Raw genomic sequence first — 16006 nt, forward strand, 5'->3', positions numbered from 1 at the left:
CCCGATGACCAACTACGACGCCATCGACTTCTCGCCCCTGCAGGCTTTCGCCGCCGATGAGGTCGTCACGCACTCCCCTGTGCGCGACGTCACTCTGCCCTCTGGCAAGGTGCTCGCCCTCATCACGCTGGACAACGGTCGCGACCACACCCGCCCCAACACGCTGGGTCCCGTCTCTCTCACCGAGCTCGGCGAAACTCTCGCCGGACTCAAGGATCGCGCATCACGGGGCGAGATCCAGGCGATCGGGATCACCGGCAAGCCGTTCATCCTCGCCGCCGGCGCCGACCTCTCCGAGGTGGCGAACATCCCGAACCGTGAAGCCGCGCTGCTGATCGCGCAGCTGGGCCACAAGGTGCTGGGCTCGATCACTGAGGTGGGCGTGCCCTCGTTCACCTTCGTGAACGGTCTGGCTCTCGGCGGGGGCGTGGAGATCGGGCTGAACTCCCACTACCGCACCGTCGACGCCTCCGCAGCGGCGATCGCGCTTCCCGAGGTGTTCCTCGGCATCATCCCGGGCTGGGGCGGCGCCTACCTGCTGCCCAACCTCATCGGTATCGAGAACGCGCTGGAGGTTGTGGTCTCCAACCCGCTGAAGCAGAACCGCATGCTGAAGCCCCAGCAGGCGTTCGAGCTCGGCATGATGGATGCCATCTTCCCCGCCGCGAACTTCCTCGAGGATTCCCTCGTGTGGGCAGACGGAGTGCTCAGCGGATCCATCACGGTGGAGCGCAAGAATGAGCCCGGCAAGATCGAGCGTCTCACCAAATGGCCCATCGCCATCAAGATGGCCAAGGGGATGCTGGAGTCGAAGATCGGCACCATGCCCCGCTCGCCGTACAAGGCTCTGGAACTTCTCGACAAGGCCAAATCCGGCACGCGGGCTGAGGGCTTCGAGCGCGAGGACGAGGCGCTGGCCGAACTCATCACCAGCGACGAGTTCGCCGCTTCGATGTACGCCTTCGATCTGGTGCAGAAGCGCGCCAAGCGTCCGGTCGGCGCACCGGACAAGGCCCTGGCCAAGAAGGTCACGAAGGTCGGCATCATCGGCGCAGGTCTCATGGCCAGCCAGTTCGCCCTGCTGTTCGTCCGCAAGCTCCAGGTGCCGGTGCTCATCACCGACCTCGACCAGGCGCGCGTCGACAAGGGCCTGGCGTACATCCACGAGGAGATCGCGAAGCTCGAAACCAAGGGTCGTCTGGACTCCGACACCGCGAACAAGCTGCGCGGCCTGATCCACGGCACCACGGACAAGAGCGAGTACGCGGACTGCGACTTCGTCATCGAGGCGGTATTCGAGGAGGTCGGCGTCAAGCAGCAGGTGTTCGCCGAGATCGAGCCGATCATCGCCGAGGACGCGATCATCGCGACCAACACGTCATCGCTGTCGGTCGCCGAGATCGGTGCGAAGCTCGCTCACCCCGAACGGCTCGTCGGGTTCCACTTCTTCAACCCGGTCGCGGTGATGCCGCTGATCGAGATCGTCAAGACGGACACCACCAACGAGCAGGCGCTCGCGACCGCGTTCGTCGTTGCGCGCGGGCTCGGCAAGAACGCTGTGCTCACCGCCGATGCCCCCGGCTTCGTGGTGAACCGGCTCCTCGCCAAGGTGATGGGCGAAGCTGCGCGGGCGGTCTACGAGGGGACCCCGGTCGAGAAGGTCGAGAAGGCCTTCGGCCCACTGGGCCTGCCGATGGGCCCGTTCCAGCTCATCGACCTGGTGGGCTGGAAGGTGGCAGCCCACGTGCAGGACACGATGGTGCGCGCCTTCCCCGACCGCTTCTACGCGAATGAGAACTTCCACCAGCTGGCGGAGCTGTCCGACATCGTGGAGAAGGACAAGGGCGGCCGCGTCACCGGCTTCACGAAGGCTGCGGAGAAGGTTCTGAAGCCCGCCGTGGGCAAGACCCCGACCGATGAGGCGACCATTCTTCGCCGGGTACAGGATGGCCTCGCCGAGGAGATCCGGATCATGCTCGACACCGAGGTGGTTCCCGAGGTGCAGGACATCGACCTCTGCCTCATCCTCGGCGCTGGCTACCCGTTCATCGATGGCGGAATCACGCCCTACCTGGACCGCGAGGGCGCTTCGCAGCGTGCCGCGGGCGGCGCGTTCCACTCCCCGGAGATTCGCGGCATCGGGAATCGCTGATCGTACATCGTGCGCAGGCGGGCGGTCCTTCGGGGCCGCCCGCCTCGTTGTTCTCGGCGGCAGTGCCGGGTCCGGGCGAGCTGCGGTGCATCTCAGCGGGATGCTGGCGCAATAACTACTCGTCCTCAGCGACGCGACCCGCGATGGCCGTGACCCTCTCGTTCGTTCCCGTCGGTACGTGGTCGGCGGCATGCGCGAAGTCGTCGTCCCGACAGAACCGCGCCACAGCATCGGTCAGGTGAGAATCGCGCTACGGCACCGGGCGCATGAAGAACATCAGGGAGAGTTCGTCCGTCAGAACGGCGGCGGGTCGGCTGGGGAAAGACCCGGGAGGTGGTTCACGGCGACGTGGGTCGCCGCTCTGGCGTCCGTCGAGCTGGGTACCGGCGAGGCGACATCCGACGCCACGGGAGTGAAGCTCACGGCGTGGCGAGGTGGGGTATCGATGTACTCGTGACCGAGGGGACTGGTCCAGCGCAGCACCCCGCCGCCGAGGCTCTCGACCTTCCAGGCGGAGTTGTGTTTCAGGACATGGTGTCGGCGACAGAGGTGAGCGAGGTTGTCGATGCGAGTCTCGCCGCCGTCGTCCCACGCCAGCGTGTGGTCGAGATCGCATTGGTGGGTGGGTCGTCGACATCCGGGGAAGCGGCAGCGCTCATCCCGTGCGGCGAGGAAGCGACGCATCCCCGCTGACGGGGTGTACCGATCGACGGCCAGCACATCGCCGGTGACCCCATCGGTCACGAGGCGATCCCATCCCGGCTGGTGTGCAGCGAGCTCCCGCACGCTGTCCGCATCGATCGGGCCCACTCCGGTGAGCGTGGCCCCCGTGTCGTCACGTCCGGCAAGCGTTGCCACCGGGACCGTCACCTGCACCCGGCCACGGATCGCGGCAACGGCCTGCGACGTTGTCGTCGGTGCGGCGCCGAGCAACAGATCGCACAGCACATCGACGGCGATCTGCGGGAGCGTACGCGTATCCGCGATCGGGCCTGCAGTGCTCGCCGTTCGGGGCCGTCCGCCAGGCGCAGAGCCATCAGAACATCTGGCGAACGAACCGGCAGCGTCCGTCGACGACCCCGGACGCCCGGCACACCCAGAACATGCGCCTGTGCTGCTCTGTCCCAGGTCAGGTGCCGCCGGATCTCCGAAAGAGCCCTGGCCCGCGGGATCGTGCTTGATGGAGCGGGCCATTCCCATGATGCGGTCAAACGCACCATGCGCGAGGAGGGTGGGCATGAACACTGCCAAGCGCGACATACCGTCGGCATCGTCTGTGACGGTGACGCATCGTGCCCGACGCGCCTCACGATGACGATCGCTCACGGAGACGGGCATGGCCTCTTCGGCGAGCACGGCGAGGGAGTTCTTGAGTCGCCACGGGGTCGTGGACTGGGCCTGCTCCACCGCCGCCGCCTCGTACGTCGCCCGAGCCGAGTCGTCTGAGATCGCCGCCCCCGCTTGGACGATGACCCTCACGTGCGCGGCCGTGATCGATCCGCCATCCAACGCGGCGTGCGTCGCGGGGAATCGAGTCACGAGCGTGTACGCATCGCTCAACTGGCGCTGGACCTGCGCATCGCTGAGGTGAAGAGCAGCGGCGAACTCCGCCGCAACAGAGCGTACGGCCAACTCGGAAGACGCCGAGGAGTGATCACCGGACGCCTCCGGACCCACCACCCGGCACAACACCTGCGATAGCAGGGTCGCCTGCGTCGCGGCCAGCATCGCCATCACCCGCTGCAGACGCCGCGCCTGCTCCAGCATGCGCGCCAGGTCGGCAGCCGCGGCATCGGATGCCGGAGACATCGCCGAAGGATCCGCAGCAGGTCGCACGCCCGAGAGCCGCACCAGCATCGCGGACACATCGAGGGTCGGTTTCACCCCGGCGAGTTCCTCCGCGGGCGGTGTCGTGGCGGTCGATGTGAGCATGATCCATTGTCTCAAGATTCGAAGCTTTGTTCGAGTTATCCACATGAGAAGAGCATGTGATCCCGCGCCCGGCGATACGCGGAGATCGCGGACCGAGCCCCAAACCCGACGACGAACGGCGGGGTAATCCCCGGATCAGGGGCCGCACTCCCCTTCCGGGCGCAGCATCCCACCGCCATCTCGAACACCCCCGTCACCGCCAGCGCGCTGCCGGCACCGTCGCCACGCGCTTCGCGGGCTGCACCCGCAGCAGGCACGCCAGTGCCCCGAGAACGAGGCCGACCACCACCGGTGCCGTGATCTCCTCACCGATGACAGCCCAGGCGATCACCGCGGTGACGGCGGGAATCATGGAGAACACGATCGACGCCTCCCCCGCGCCGACGGCACGGACCAGCCACGAGTAGCAGGTCGTGCCGGCCGCGCCGATCAGTCCGATGACCACGATCAGCCCCCAGACGTCGCCGCCCGCGGGCATCTGCAGCGGTGCGGTGAGGAGAAACGGGACGAGGAGAGGGAGACCCACACATGCTCCGATGGCGTTCACCGCGATCGGACTCTCGGCGCGTAGTCGCTCTCCCTGCCAGAGCGAGCCGAGCGACAGTCCCAGCAGCGCCAGGATCACCACCGCGAGAGCGGAACCCACCCGCGCGTCCGCGACGATCTTCGGGACACAGGCGCTCGTCACAGCCGCCGCCCCGACCGCAACGGCCCACCACACGCGCGCGCCCTGCCGCCGCCGCAGGATCACCGACGTCGCCACCGCTGTCATCACGGGGTTCATGGCGATCACGAGCGCGACGATGCCCGCACCCGCGCCATGGCCGAGCGCCCAATAGGACGCGATGAACTGCGCACCCTGAGTGAGGACGTTCACACCGATGACATCGCGCAGCGCGCGCCCGCGCGGAAGACGGATACGCATGACCAGCACTGCCGTCCACAGCACGATCGCGATCACGATCCAGCGCAGGGCGAGCACGAGGAAGGGAGCGACGGCGCCTACCGCGACGGCGCTCAGCACGTAGTTGAGCGCGTATAGGACGATGGTCGCAGCAGCCGCGACGAGCACTGAGGGCTTGAGCATGCTTCGACGGTGCGCCCACAGCGTTGCGGTGCCGAATCCGGATCACGAATCGTGATGGATCGCCGCCGAGTCGGGATTCCGGCATCACACTGGGATGATGAGCGTCCTCGGCATTCCGGAACTGAGAAGTCTGCTCGCGGTGTCCGCCTTCGCCGGCGTGGGACGCGCCGCAGAGGCGCTGCACCTGTCTCAGCCGGCCGTCACCGGACACCTGCGACGTCTGGAGGCCGAGGTGGGTGCACCGCTGATCGTCCGCCGGGGCCGCACCATCGCCCTCACGGCGGCCGGCGAAACTCTCGTCGCCGATGCCTACCGGATCATCGCGGCACACGACGACGCCCTGGATCGCGCCCGCGGACGCATCGGCTCAGATCTCGTCGTCGCGTCCACGAACATGGCCGGAGTCGGGACCCTCCGCACGGTCTCTCGTGTGCTCGCCGCCCATGCTCCCGGGCAGCGTGTCTCCGTCCGATTCCATCGCACCGTGCATCTGGAGGGGTTCGCCCGGGCCGGCACAGCGGATGTGGTGCTCGGCTACGGCCGGTTCGGTGCGGACAGCGTGCCCATCGGCCGCGTCGAGCTGGACTGGTTCACCTCCGCCGCCCACCCGCGCACGGATGCGCTCGTCGCATTCACGGCGCCGTGCCTGGTGCGCGAGACGCTGCTCGCCTCCCCCGTGGCGCGCGGGCTCGATCTCGTCCGCGAGAGCATCGATCTGACCGGCCTCCTGATGGCCGTACGCGCAGGCGAGGGCATGACAGCGCTTCCCCGATCCCACCGCCATGAGCCGGGACTCGCCCCGGTACCGGGACTGGCATCCCCCGGGACGCTGCAGCTGAGTGCGGTCGTCTCCGAACGACTCCCCCGTGATGCTCGCCACGCCCTGGTGCGGGAGCTGCGGGCGGCTGTGGCCGCCGACGTGCTCTAAGCCTGCGGCGGCCGCTCGTCGGGCATGCCCTTGTCCGGCCAGAACGACATGGCGCGCTCCGCGAGTGCGGTGATCGTGAGCGACGGATTCACTCCCGGATTGGCCGGCACCGCCGAACCATCGACGACGAGCAGGCCGGGGTGCCCCCACGCGCGGTGATATTCGTCGACCACGCCCTCTGCCGGGGAAGAGGAGATCACCGCGCCGCCTAGGAAATGCGCGGTGAGGGGAATCCCGAACACCTCGGGCCAGCTGCCTCGCGCAGCCGCGGGTGCACCGGTGTGCTGGCGGATCTGCGCCGCGATGGCTTCGGTCGCGCGATGAGCTTCCGGCAGATACGAGGGGTTCGGCTGGCCGTGTCCCTGCCGGCTCGTCAGTACGAAGCGGCCGAACCGCCGGCGCAGCGACAGCGTCAGCGAGTTGTCCGCTGTCTGCATCACCAGGGCGATGATCCCCCGCTCGCTCCAGCGGTGGAGCGAGGCGAGGCGCAGTTCACGAATCGGATGACGCATCACCTTCCCCGCCAGCGCCAGGATGCGTCCCGCCAGGTTCCGGTCCCCGGGCACCAGTACCGTGGCGAGCATGCCCATCAGGTTGGAGCCCGGCCCGTAGCGCACGTTCTCCACGTGCGTGCGCTCATCCACATGGAAGGAGGTCGTGATGGCCACACCGTCGGCAAGGCCCGCGCCCTCCGGCACGCGTGTGGCGACCGCGCCGTCGAGCGCTTCGGAGTTCGTCCGCGTGAGCCTGCCGAGCGCATCCGACAACCGCGGCAGCGAGCCCGCGGCTCTCATACGATGCAGGAGCTGCTGAGTCCCCCAGGTCCCCGCGGACACGACCACGTGTTCCGCCCGGATCGTCCGGCGTTCCCGAGCGAACCAGGCCCCGGTGCGCTCGGTGGTGACGAGGAAGCCCCCTGCGGAGTCCTCACGCACGTCGACCACGGTCCGCAGCGCTTCGATACGCGCACCGCGACGCTCCGCCAGGGCGAGGTAGTTCTTCACGAGCGTGTTCTTCGCGCCCACCCGGCAGCCGACCATGCAGTTGCCGCACAGCGTGCACCCGGTGCGATCCGGTCCGTCTCCGCCGAAGTACGGATCGGGTACCCGCACGCCGGGCATACCGAGGAAGACGCCCACCGGCGCTTGCCGGAAGGTGTCGGCCACGCCGAGGTCCGCGGCAGCGCCCGCCATGATGCGTTCCACGACGCCGGTATGGGGGTAGTGTTCGACGACGCCGAGCATGCGTCGCGCCGTCTCGTACGAGGCGTGCAGCTCGGCCTCCCAGTCCCGTCCCGCCGGCCACTGGGGATCGGCGAAGAACGCCGGCCCCGGCTGATAGAGCGTGTTCGCGTAGTTGAGTGATCCGCCTCCGACACCTGCGCCGGCGAGCACCATCACGTGCGGCAGCCGGTGAATGCGCTGCACCCCGAAGCAGCCGAGCAGAGGTGCCCAGAGGTATCGACGCACGTCCCACGAGGTCTTCGCGAAATCTTCGTCCGCGAAGCGGCGACCCGCTTCGTACACACGGACGCGATAGCCCTTCTCCGACAATCGCAGCGCGCTCACCGCCCCGCCGAAGCCCGAACCGATCACGACGACGTCCTCATCGAACTCGGTCACCTCGACTCCTTCCCCACCAACATCGTCAGGGCGCCCGGCAGGACGCTCACCCGGCACGCGCCCTGCGCGATCCTCTCGCCGTCCGCGTACACGACGAGATCGGGCGCCGACACCTCGATCGCGCGCGCCCGACAGCGATGGGCCTCCGGGCGATCGAGGTGAGTGCCTGCCAGCAGCCGCGGCAGCAGCAGGATCAGGCGCAACATCGACAGCGGTGCCACATGCACGACATCAAGCACGCCGTCGGCCGGGTCAGCACCGACGCACATCGGCATCCCGCCGCCGTAGCTCGCGGTGTTGCCGATGGCGATGAGGGTGCCGGGCTGCTCGGTCACCGTCTCGCCGTTCATGCCGAGGCGGAACCGCATGGGGCGCACGCGAAGCACCTCGATGGCGATGGCCAGGAAGTAGCGGACCCGCCCGCGCGGATATCGAAGCCGATTCGTGCGCTCGCTGACCTTGGCATCGAAGCCGAGCGCAGCAATGGTGAGGAAGAGGCGTTGTCCGTCTACCGCCTCGATCACCCCGACATCGATCCGCCGCGGGGCGCCGCTGATCGCCGCGTCCGCCGCATTCTCAGGCGAATCGCGCGGGATGCCCAGCGCGCGAGCGAGGTCGTTTCCGGTGCCAGCCGGCACCAGGACGACGGGGGTGCCGTCGCTCACCAGGGGTTCCGCGAGGGCGGAGAGAGTCCCGTCCCCGCCGATGACCACCACTGCGTCCGGCGCGTCCGCCAGGAGCTCGATCAGCAACCGTCGCGCCTCAGACGCATCGTCGCCACGTCGTTCGCTCACCAGCGCGCCCCGGCGACGCAGATGTGCGACCGCCGCATCTCCGATGGCTGCGCCGCGGCCCTTGCCCGAGTGAGGGTTGACGAGGACCGCCACCCGGCGAGCGGGCTCAGTCACGATCCGCGACCAGGACGCCGGGGTTCAGCACCCCGGAGGGGTCGAGTTCCCGCTTGATCGCCCGGAGGATGCGCACACCGGTCTCGCCGATCTCATCCACCAGCCAGGGGGCGTGATCGCGGCCGACGGCGTGATGGTGCGTGATGGTGCCGCCGGCGGACATGATGGTGTCACCGACCCGGCGTTTCACGGGCTCCCAGACCGCCAGCTGGTCACCGCGCACCCCCGCCAGCACCGTGAAGTACAGCGAGGCGCCTGTGGGGTAGACGTGCGATATGTGGCACATGATGAAGCTCTTCGCCCCCGCGGCGGCGAACCCCTCTCGGAGCGCAGCGGTGACGGCATCGCGCAGGCGATGCAGGTTCGCCCAGGTCGTCGCGGTCTCCAGCGTCTCGCAGAAGACCCCCGCCGCCAGCAGCGAGTCACGCAGGTACGGGCCGTCGAATCGGCCGTCCAGCCACTCCTGAGCGGCGGTCCGGCCCGAACTGGTGCCGCCGGCTGCGGAGAGAACGGCAGCGGTGCGTTCGCGCTGGACGTCACTGTCCTCCCCCTCGAAGACCGTCACGGCGCTGGCACCACGAGCGAGCACCCGACCGATCTTGCCCACCTGCGCGAGGCTGACGCCGGTCTCCACCTCGTCCGACAGGCGGATGACGGTGGGTTGCGCGCCGCCGTGCACCACCCGGCGCAGCGCCTCCACGCCGGTGGTGAAGTCGGGGAAGGTCCACGACTCGACGATGCGCTCGGCAGGTATCGGATGCACGCGGACACGCACCTCGGTGATGACGCCGAACGCCCCCTCGGAGCCGAGGAAAACACGGATGAGGTCGGGCCCCGCGGCCGACCCCGGTGCGCGCCCGAGGGTGAGCTCGCCCGTCGGCGTGGCGACGCGGAGCCCGGTGACCATCGCATCGAAGCGCCCGTATCCCGCCGAGTTCTGCCCCGACGAGCGCGCAGCCGCGAAGCCGCCGATGCTCGCGTAGCGGAAACTCTGGGGATAGTGACCGAGCTCGAAGCCGTGCGCGGCGAGCAGCCGCTCGGCCTCAGGGCCGCGCGTACCGGCGCCCAAGGTCGCCTCCCGGCTCACGGGGTCCAGGGCGATGAGCCCGCTCAGGGAAGCGAGATCCAGCGCGATGACAGCGGAGTGCACTCCCCGCTCGGGATCCAGCCCGCCGACCACGCTGGTTCCCCCGCCGAACGGCACCACCGCGATGCCGATGTTCGCAGCTTCAGCCACGAGCCGCGCGACCTCGGGGTGGTCCGCCGGCCGAACCACCGCGTCGGGGACACGCTGCGCGCGCGCTCGACGCCGCAGCAGGTCGGGCGTCGAACGACCACCCGCGTGACGCAGTCGAGCCTCAGCGGTGACATCGACGCCGCCCGGGCCGACGATCCCGTCCAGCGCGACGCGCTGCTCGGGCGACAACCGCGACGGCTCCACCGCCACGTCCGCCAGCTCCGGTGCCGCGTCAGGCCGCTGCAGGCGGCCCAGGAGCGCAGGCAGGAGTGCCCGGACGGCGAGAGGAAGGCCGGTGGCCCGAGCAGGATCGCCCCACCCGTTCCAGAGCATCTGCGGATCGTCGGGGGTGGTTTCGCGACTCTGCTTCACGCGTTACAGTGTGACACATCATGGAAAAACGTCAACCGGTTCTCGAACGCAGCACCGCTCGCTGGGACGAGACGCAACTGCAGATCCTCGACGCCGCCGAGCTCCTGATCACCCAGCGAGGTGTGGGCGGGCTCACCATCGCAGAGCTCGCTCGCACGTCGGGCTTCAGCCGCCCCACGGTGTACCGCAGCTGGCAGGGCGCGGACGATGTGGTTCGGGCGGCGCTGCTGAGGCGCGTCCTGGATCTGCTTTCCGGCTTCACCCCGGCCGCCACGCGCGAGGAACTGGTGGCCGATGTGCTGGAGTTCGCGAGACGCTTCCGCGCTGACGCGATGTATACGGCGCTCCTCGAGCGCGAGCCCGAAGTGTTCACCCGCTACACGTTGCAGCGGTTCGGCAGCAGCCAGCTTGCGATTCTGGACTGGCTCGCCGAGTCGATCACCCGCGCCCAGGAACAGGGCTCGGTGCGTTCGGGAGACCCCGCAGAGATCGCCACCATGCTGCTCCTCATCACGCAGTCGGCGATCCTCTCCCATGGGACCGTCTCGGTCCTCCTCGACGCCGAGGCATGGCGACGTGAGCTGCGCTTCGCCCTGGACGGCCACCTCCGGCCATGACAGACCCCCGGGGATCCTCCGCGCTGCCCCACGCCGGCAGCCGCCGCCGCGCGCTGCAACATGCCGCAGACGGCATATGGGACGTCCTCGTCGTCGGAGGCGGAATCACCGGGGCGGGCGTGGCCCTGGACGCTGCCGCGCGCGGGCTTCGCGTCGTGCTGATCGAGGCCGAGGACCTGGCCTTCGGCACGAGTCGGTGGAGCTCCAAGCTCGTGCACGGCGGACTGCGCTACCTCGCGACGGGCGACTTCGCGACCGCGGTGGAGAGCGCGCACGAACGCCATCTGCTGATGACCCGGATCGCACCCCACCTGATCCGTTCACTCCCCCAGCTCATTCCGTTCGGCACAGCCGTGGATTGGAGACAGCGACTCGGCGGAACGGCCGGCATGGCGATGGGCGATCTGCTGCGCGTGCGCGCAGGCACACCACGCAGTGTGCTGGCCCGGCCCCGCATGGTCCGCGCGACCACGGCGCGCCGTCTTGCCCCCGCCCTGGATGAGCGACACCTGCGCGGCGGCGTGCTGGGCGCCGACGGCCAGCTCGTGGACGACGCCCGCCTCGTCGTCACCGCCGCCCGGACCGCGACCGCCTACGGTGCCACGATCATCACCCGAACCCGCGCAGAGCACCTGCATCGTGACGGTGCCGTGGCGATCGATCAGCTCTCCGGCGAGCGTCTGGAGATCCGGGCGCGAGCGGTGATCAACGCCACCGGCGTGTGGGCCGGCGCGATCGACGACAGTATCCGTGTGCGTCCCAGTCGCGGCACCCATCTGGTGGTGAGTGCGGCAAGCCTCGAACATCCGAGCGCTGCCGTAATGGTCCCCCACCCCGGCTCACTGAGCAGGTTCGTCTTCGCCCTGCCCGCCCAGCTCGGACGGGTCATCATCGGGCTCACCGACGAAGACGCGCCCGGACCCGTCGCCGCGACGCCGACGCCCACCGAGCAGGAGATCGACCTCCTCCTCGCGACCATCAATCCAGCGCTTCGCAGCCCGTTGCCGCGCGAGGCCGTCATCGGCGCGTTCGCCGGACTCCGTCCTCTCATCGACAGCGGCGCCAGAGGTGCGAGCGCCGACATTTCGCGGCGGCACATGGTGACCCTCTCGCCCGCCGGGTTCGTGAACGTGCTCGGTGGCAAGCTCACCACATACCGACGCATGGCGGAGGAAGCGGTCGACCTCGCGCGCGACACCTTCGGGCTCGCGGCGGGGCCGAGCGTCACGGCAGCACTGCCGCTCGTCGGCGCCACGGGCGCCGCTCCCGGCGACACACCACCACAGCTGCGGCAGCGCTTCGGCGCGGATGCAGCGACCGTGCTCGCTATGGCGCAACTCGGCAACCCGTCATCGATGATCGTGCCCGGGGTCGATGTCCTGCGCGCCGAGGTCGAATTCGCGGTGCGCGCCGAAGGTGCGCTGACCGCCGATGACGTCCTCGATCGCCGTACCCGCATCGGACTGGTTCCCGCCGACCGTGATGCCGCCGCCCCCGCCGTCGTGGAGCTGGTCGCCGAGACGCTCGCATCGCTCACACCCTGATCCGGGCTTGTGCCGGGCGCCGACCGCGTTCCGAATCCGGCGCGCCGACGTCGGCGTGGCCCGCTCCTTGCGGTGAGCGCGCGGACCGGGATATTTTCGAACATGTTCGATTCACGGCGCGCGGGGCCCCTCGCAAACGCCTCCCCAGGAGCATGATGATGTCCACCCCGAAGAGCGAGCGTACGCGGGCCGCGATCCGCGATGCGGCGATGGCGTCGTTCCGTCAGCGCGGCTTCGACGCCACCACCATCCGTCTCCTCGCCGACGAACTCGGGATGTCGGTCGGCAGCGCCTACTACCACTTCCCCAGCAAGAGCCACCTGATCCAGGAGCTCTACATCCAGGTGCAGGCCGATCACCGCGCTGCAGCGGCGCCTCTGCTGGCACAGGAAACGAAGCTCGCACCGCGCCTCAGAGCGTTCCTGCACACGGGCCTCGACCAGCTGGAACCATTCGGCGATCACGCCAGCGAGTTCGCCCTCGCAGCACTAGCACCGGGCTCGGACGCGAGTCCGCTCTCACCGGAGTCCAGCACAGCGCGCGAGAGCGTGATCGCGCTGCTGCGGGAAACGGTGGAGGGGTCAGCCGATCGTCTTCCCGCGGAGGTCGCCCAGCTCGCACCGGAGGCGCTCTACCGCATCTATCTGGCGCTCACCCTCGCCTGGGTGCAGGACACGTCTCCGGGACGGGCGCGGACTCGCCGCCTGATCGACAACGGCACACGCCTGCTCGCCGTCGCTCTGCCGGCGCTGAAGCTCCCGCCGGTGCGACGTGCGATCCTCCCCCTCTTGGCGGACGTGGCCGAGCTCGGCGAGTGAGCGAACACTCGACCAACCACAGGTGAACGCTGGCTCGTACACACGAGTCACGCGTGGGCGGTACTACCCCAGCCGACATGATGGTGCTGTGCAGCAGCCCATCCCCCAGGACACCGCATGTTCGACGCACTGAACGGACTCCTCTCCGGAAGCGGAGTGGCCACTCTCCTGAAGACGGGAACGGCCATCGCCGGCACCCTGCTGGTCATCCCCGCGCTCATCAAGCTGTTCCTCGTCACCGTGGACGAAGGATCCGCGGCGATTCGCACCCGCAACGGCAAGCCGATCATCCGCCGAACCGACACGCGACGCGGTTCCGCGGGCGATGTCGTCGTGCTCTCCCCCGGCAGCCACGCGGCGTTCCCGTTGCTGTGGTGGTACCGGATGATCGACGTCCGGACCCGCTCGACCGATCTCCCGGTGCGCGAGCTCACGGGAGCCGATGGCTCACAGCACCGCGTGCACGCTTCCTTCGACTGGCGTCCGCTCCCGACGGGTCACGACCTCAGAGTCTTCGAGCTCGACGTCGTCAGCGTCAAGGAGCGAGCCGGCAACATCGTCAGCGCCGCACTGCGCGATATCGTGCGAAGCCTTCCCGGCCACGCACTCCCGGTCAACGAGCTGCTCTCTCCCGCCGTGGTGGACGCATGCAGAGAACGCGTGCGCGCCGAGTGCGGCATCGAGCTGTTGCGCGTGATGGTCACCGGCGATGCCCTGACCGATGGCTACCTGCTCGCGACGGCGATGCGTGAGCGCGGCGAGGATTCCGCTGCGCTCACCTCCGCGATGCTGCCGAGCCTGCGCTGATCAGCGGACGATGCCGGTGGAGCCGGTCTGGGTGGTGATCTGACCCGTCCACAGCGCGCCGTCCGGATGCGGCCGCGCCATTGGCACGCGCGTCCCGAGCACCTGGGAGACCACGTCCTGGGCGATCTTCGCGGCGGTGAGGCCGGCGTCCTCCAGCACTTGCTCACGCGTCGCGTGGTCGATGAACTCATCCGGCACGCCCAGTTCGTCCACCGCGGTGTCGATGCCTGCCTCGCGCAGCACCTGACGGATGCGGGTTCCGATGCCACCGACGCGGATTCCATCCTCCATCGTGATCACCAGTCGGTGACGGGCGGCCAGATCGACCAGCGATGGGGCAACCGGAACGACCCAGCACGGGTCGATCACCGTTGCGCCGATGCCCTGAGCACGCAGCCGGTCCGCCACCTCCATCGCGAGGTGGGCGAACGGGCCGATGCCGACCAGCAGCACATCCTCCGATTCCGGGCGCGCCAGCACATCCACGCCATCGGCCAGTCGTTCCACGGCGGGCAGGTCTTCGGCCACCGCTCCCTTGGGGAAACGGATGACGGTGGGGGCGTCATCGATCGCGACGGCCTCCCGCAACGCCTCACGCAGGCGCTCCGCGTCCCGCGGGGCGGCGATGCGGATGTGCGGGATGATCTGCAGCATCGCCAGGTCCCACATGCCGTGATGACTGGGGCCGTCCGGTCCGGTGATGCCGGCGCGATCCAGCACGAAGGTGACACCCGCCTTGTGCAGTGCCACATCCATCAGGGCCTGATCGAAGGCGCGGTTCATGAAGGTGGCGTACAGCGCGACGACGGGATGCAAGCCGCCATAGGCCATTCCCGCGGCCGCAGCCACCGCGTGCTGCTCCGCGATGCCGACGTCGTAGACGCGGTCGGGGAAGCGCTCGGCGAAGGCCGCGAGGCCGGTGGGACGCAGCATCGCCGCCGTGATCCCGATGACGTTGGGGTGCTCCTGGCCGACGTTCACGAGCTCTTCGGAGAACACGTCCGTCCACCCCGTGCGCGCTTGCTTCAGCGCCGCTCCGGTGCGCGGGTCGATCGGGTTGACGGCGTGGAACTGGTCCGCCTCATCGTTGCGGGCCGGCGCGTAGCCGCGTCCCTTCTCGGTGATGACGTGCACGATCACCGGAGCGCCGAAGGACTTCGCCTGCTCCAGCGTCTCCATGAGCATGGGCAGGTCGTGCCCGTCGACGGGGCCGAGATACTTGATGTCGAGATTCGAGTACAGCGCCACATTGTTGGTGAAGCGGGAGAGGAACCCGTGAGTGCCGCCGCGGACACCGCGGAAGACAGCGCGGCCCACGGGCCCGAATGCGCGGAAGAACCGATCGGACTTGCGGTGCAGGTCCTTGTAGGCGGATGCGGTGCGGACCCGGTTCAGATAGCGCGACATCCCGCCGATCGTCGGAGCGTAGGAGCGGCCGTTGTCGTTGACGATGATGACGAGGTTGCGATCGTTGTCATCGGAGATGTTGTTGAGCGCCTCCCACGTCATGCCTCCCGTGAGGGCGCCGTCGCCCACCATCGCGACGACGTGACGGTCAGCGCGACCCGTGCGGGTGAACGCGCGGGAGATACCGTCGGCCCAGCTCAGCGAGCTGGATGCGTGAGACGATTCGACGACATCGTGCTCGCTCTCGGAACGCTGCGGATACCCCGCGATACCGCCTCGGGCACGCAGTTCGGAGAAGTCCTGGCGGCCCGTCAGAAGCTTGTGCACGTAGGACTGGTGTCCCGTGTCGAAGATGATCGGATCACGCGGGGAGTCGAACACCCGGTGCACCGCGATGGTGAGCTCCACCACACCCAGGTTGGGTCCCAGATGCCCGCCCGTGCGCGCGACGTTCTGCACCAGGAACTCACGGATCTCGGCCGCCAGTTGGGCCAGTTCGCGTGGGCTCAGCCGGTCCAGATCACGAGGTCCGGAGATGGAGGGCAGGATCGCCATGCTTCACTCCTTCTCGGGAC

General features: G+C 68.9%; 12 protein-coding genes. 6 read left to right on the forward strand and 6 right to left on the reverse strand.

Going from position 1 to position 16006, the window contains the following annotated elements; translation table 11 throughout:
* Positions 1-4: 4 nt before the first annotated feature.
* The gene (locus tag ACIQJ5_RS08440; protein ID WP_231090257.1) at positions 5-2152 is read left to right on the forward strand and encodes a 3-hydroxyacyl-CoA dehydrogenase NAD-binding domain-containing protein; all 2148 of its coding nucleotides are present in this window, start codon (positions 5-7) and stop codon (positions 2150-2152) included.
* Between the two features lie 294 nt (positions 2153-2446).
* On the opposite strand, the gene ACIQJ5_RS08445 is transcribed toward ACIQJ5_RS08440, so the two are convergent.
* A complete protein-coding gene (locus ACIQJ5_RS08445) occupies positions 2447-4084 on the reverse strand; it encodes a DUF222 domain-containing protein (RefSeq protein ID WP_402842823.1) in 1638 nt (545 codons plus the stop codon).
* A gap of 193 nt (positions 4085-4277) precedes the next feature.
* Positions 4278-5171 carry a DMT family transporter gene (locus ACIQJ5_RS08450; RefSeq protein WP_231090259.1) on the reverse strand — a complete coding sequence of 298 codons (894 nt, stop codon included), beginning with the start codon at positions 5169-5171 and terminating at the stop codon, positions 4278-4280.
* A gap of 97 nt (positions 5172-5268) precedes the next feature.
* On the opposite strand from ACIQJ5_RS08450, the gene ACIQJ5_RS08455 reads away from it, so the two are divergent.
* Positions 5269-6099 (forward strand): LysR family transcriptional regulator, encoded by an 831-nt coding sequence (locus tag ACIQJ5_RS08455; protein WP_231090260.1) that lies wholly within the window; start codon positions 5269-5271, stop codon positions 6097-6099.
* Here ACIQJ5_RS08455 and ACIQJ5_RS08460 read toward each other — a convergent pair.
* From ACIQJ5_RS08460 to ACIQJ5_RS08470, 3 genes are read right to left on the reverse strand one after another with little or no spacing between them, the layout of a single operon-like run.
* Positions 6096-7721, reverse strand: a complete 1626-nt coding sequence (locus ACIQJ5_RS08460; protein ID WP_402842828.1) for a GMC oxidoreductase — start codon at positions 7719-7721, stop codon at positions 6096-6098. The genes ACIQJ5_RS08455 and ACIQJ5_RS08460 overlap by 4 nt on opposite strands.
* Positions 7718-8629 (reverse strand): YegS/Rv2252/BmrU family lipid kinase, encoded by a 912-nt coding sequence (locus ACIQJ5_RS08465; RefSeq protein WP_308070514.1) that lies wholly within the window; start codon positions 8627-8629, stop codon positions 7718-7720. Before ACIQJ5_RS08465 ends, ACIQJ5_RS08460 begins: the two co-directional genes overlap by 4 nt.
* Positions 8622-10238, reverse strand: coding sequence for an FAD-binding oxidoreductase (locus tag ACIQJ5_RS08470; protein WP_402842831.1), 1617 nt, complete (start codon positions 10236-10238; stop codon positions 8622-8624). Before ACIQJ5_RS08470 ends, ACIQJ5_RS08465 begins: the two co-directional genes overlap by 8 nt.
* 20 nt (positions 10239-10258) lie before the next feature.
* Between ACIQJ5_RS08470 and ACIQJ5_RS08475 the strand changes: the two genes are divergently transcribed.
* The 4 genes from ACIQJ5_RS08475 (at position 10259) to ACIQJ5_RS08490 (ending at position 14024) form a co-directional block, all read left to right on the forward strand.
* Entirely contained in the window at positions 10259-10855 is a 597-nt protein-coding gene (locus ACIQJ5_RS08475) for a TetR/AcrR family transcriptional regulator (RefSeq protein WP_402842834.1), read from the forward strand.
* Entirely contained in the window at positions 10852-12399 is a 1548-nt protein-coding gene (locus ACIQJ5_RS08480; protein WP_402842837.1) for an FAD-dependent oxidoreductase, read from the forward strand. Before ACIQJ5_RS08475 ends, ACIQJ5_RS08480 begins: the two co-directional genes overlap by 4 nt.
* A 158-nt stretch (positions 12400-12557) precedes the next feature.
* Positions 12558-13217, forward strand: a complete 660-nt coding sequence (locus tag ACIQJ5_RS08485) for a TetR family transcriptional regulator (protein WP_402842840.1) — start codon at positions 12558-12560, stop codon at positions 13215-13217.
* 117 nt (positions 13218-13334) lie between these two features.
* Complete coding sequence (locus ACIQJ5_RS08490; RefSeq protein WP_231090266.1) at positions 13335-14024, forward strand: SPFH domain-containing protein; 690 nt, start codon at positions 13335-13337, stop codon at positions 14022-14024.
* Here the strand turns inward: ACIQJ5_RS08490 and dxs are convergent, their stop codons facing one another.
* Positions 14025-15986: a 1-deoxy-D-xylulose-5-phosphate synthase gene (gene dxs, locus ACIQJ5_RS08495; protein ID WP_231090267.1), complete on the reverse strand. Its 1962-nt coding sequence runs from the start codon at positions 15984-15986 to the stop codon at positions 14025-14027.
* Positions 15987-16006: the final 20 nt, after the last annotated feature.

This window comes from Microbacterium sp. GXS0129, from assembly GCF_044769785.1.
Classification (GTDB): Bacteria; Actinomycetota; Actinomycetes; order Actinomycetales; family Microbacteriaceae; genus Microbacterium; species Microbacterium nymphoidis.

Coding starts and splice junctions, on each gene's coding strand:
- ACIQJ5_RS08490 (WP_231090266.1), top strand. CDS start 13,335: ATGTTCGACGCACTGAACGGACTCCTCTCCGGAAGCGGAGTGGCCACT.
- ACIQJ5_RS08475 (WP_402842834.1), top strand. CDS start 10,259: ATGGAAAAACGTCAACCGGTTCTCGAACGCAGCACCGCTCGCTGGGAC.
- ACIQJ5_RS08455 (WP_231090260.1), top strand. CDS start 5,269: ATGAGCGTCCTCGGCATTCCGGAACTGAGAAGTCTGCTCGCGGTGTCC.
- ACIQJ5_RS08450 (WP_231090259.1), bottom strand. CDS start 5,171: ATGCTCAAGCCCTCAGTGCTCGTCGCGGCTGCTGCGACCATCGTCCTA.
- ACIQJ5_RS08480 (WP_402842837.1), top strand. CDS start 10,852: ATGACAGACCCCCGGGGATCCTCCGCGCTGCCCCACGCCGGCAGCCGC.
- ACIQJ5_RS08440 (WP_231090257.1), top strand. CDS start 5: ATGACCAACTACGACGCCATCGACTTCTCGCCCCTGCAGGCTTTCGCC.
- ACIQJ5_RS08485 (WP_402842840.1), top strand. CDS start 12,558: ATGTCCACCCCGAAGAGCGAGCGTACGCGGGCCGCGATCCGCGATGCG.
- ACIQJ5_RS08445 (WP_402842823.1), bottom strand. CDS start 4,084: ATGCTCACATCGACCGCCACGACACCGCCCGCGGAGGAACTCGCCGGG.
- dxs (WP_231090267.1), bottom strand. CDS start 15,986: ATGGCGATCCTGCCCTCCATCTCCGGACCTCGTGATCTGGACCGGCTG.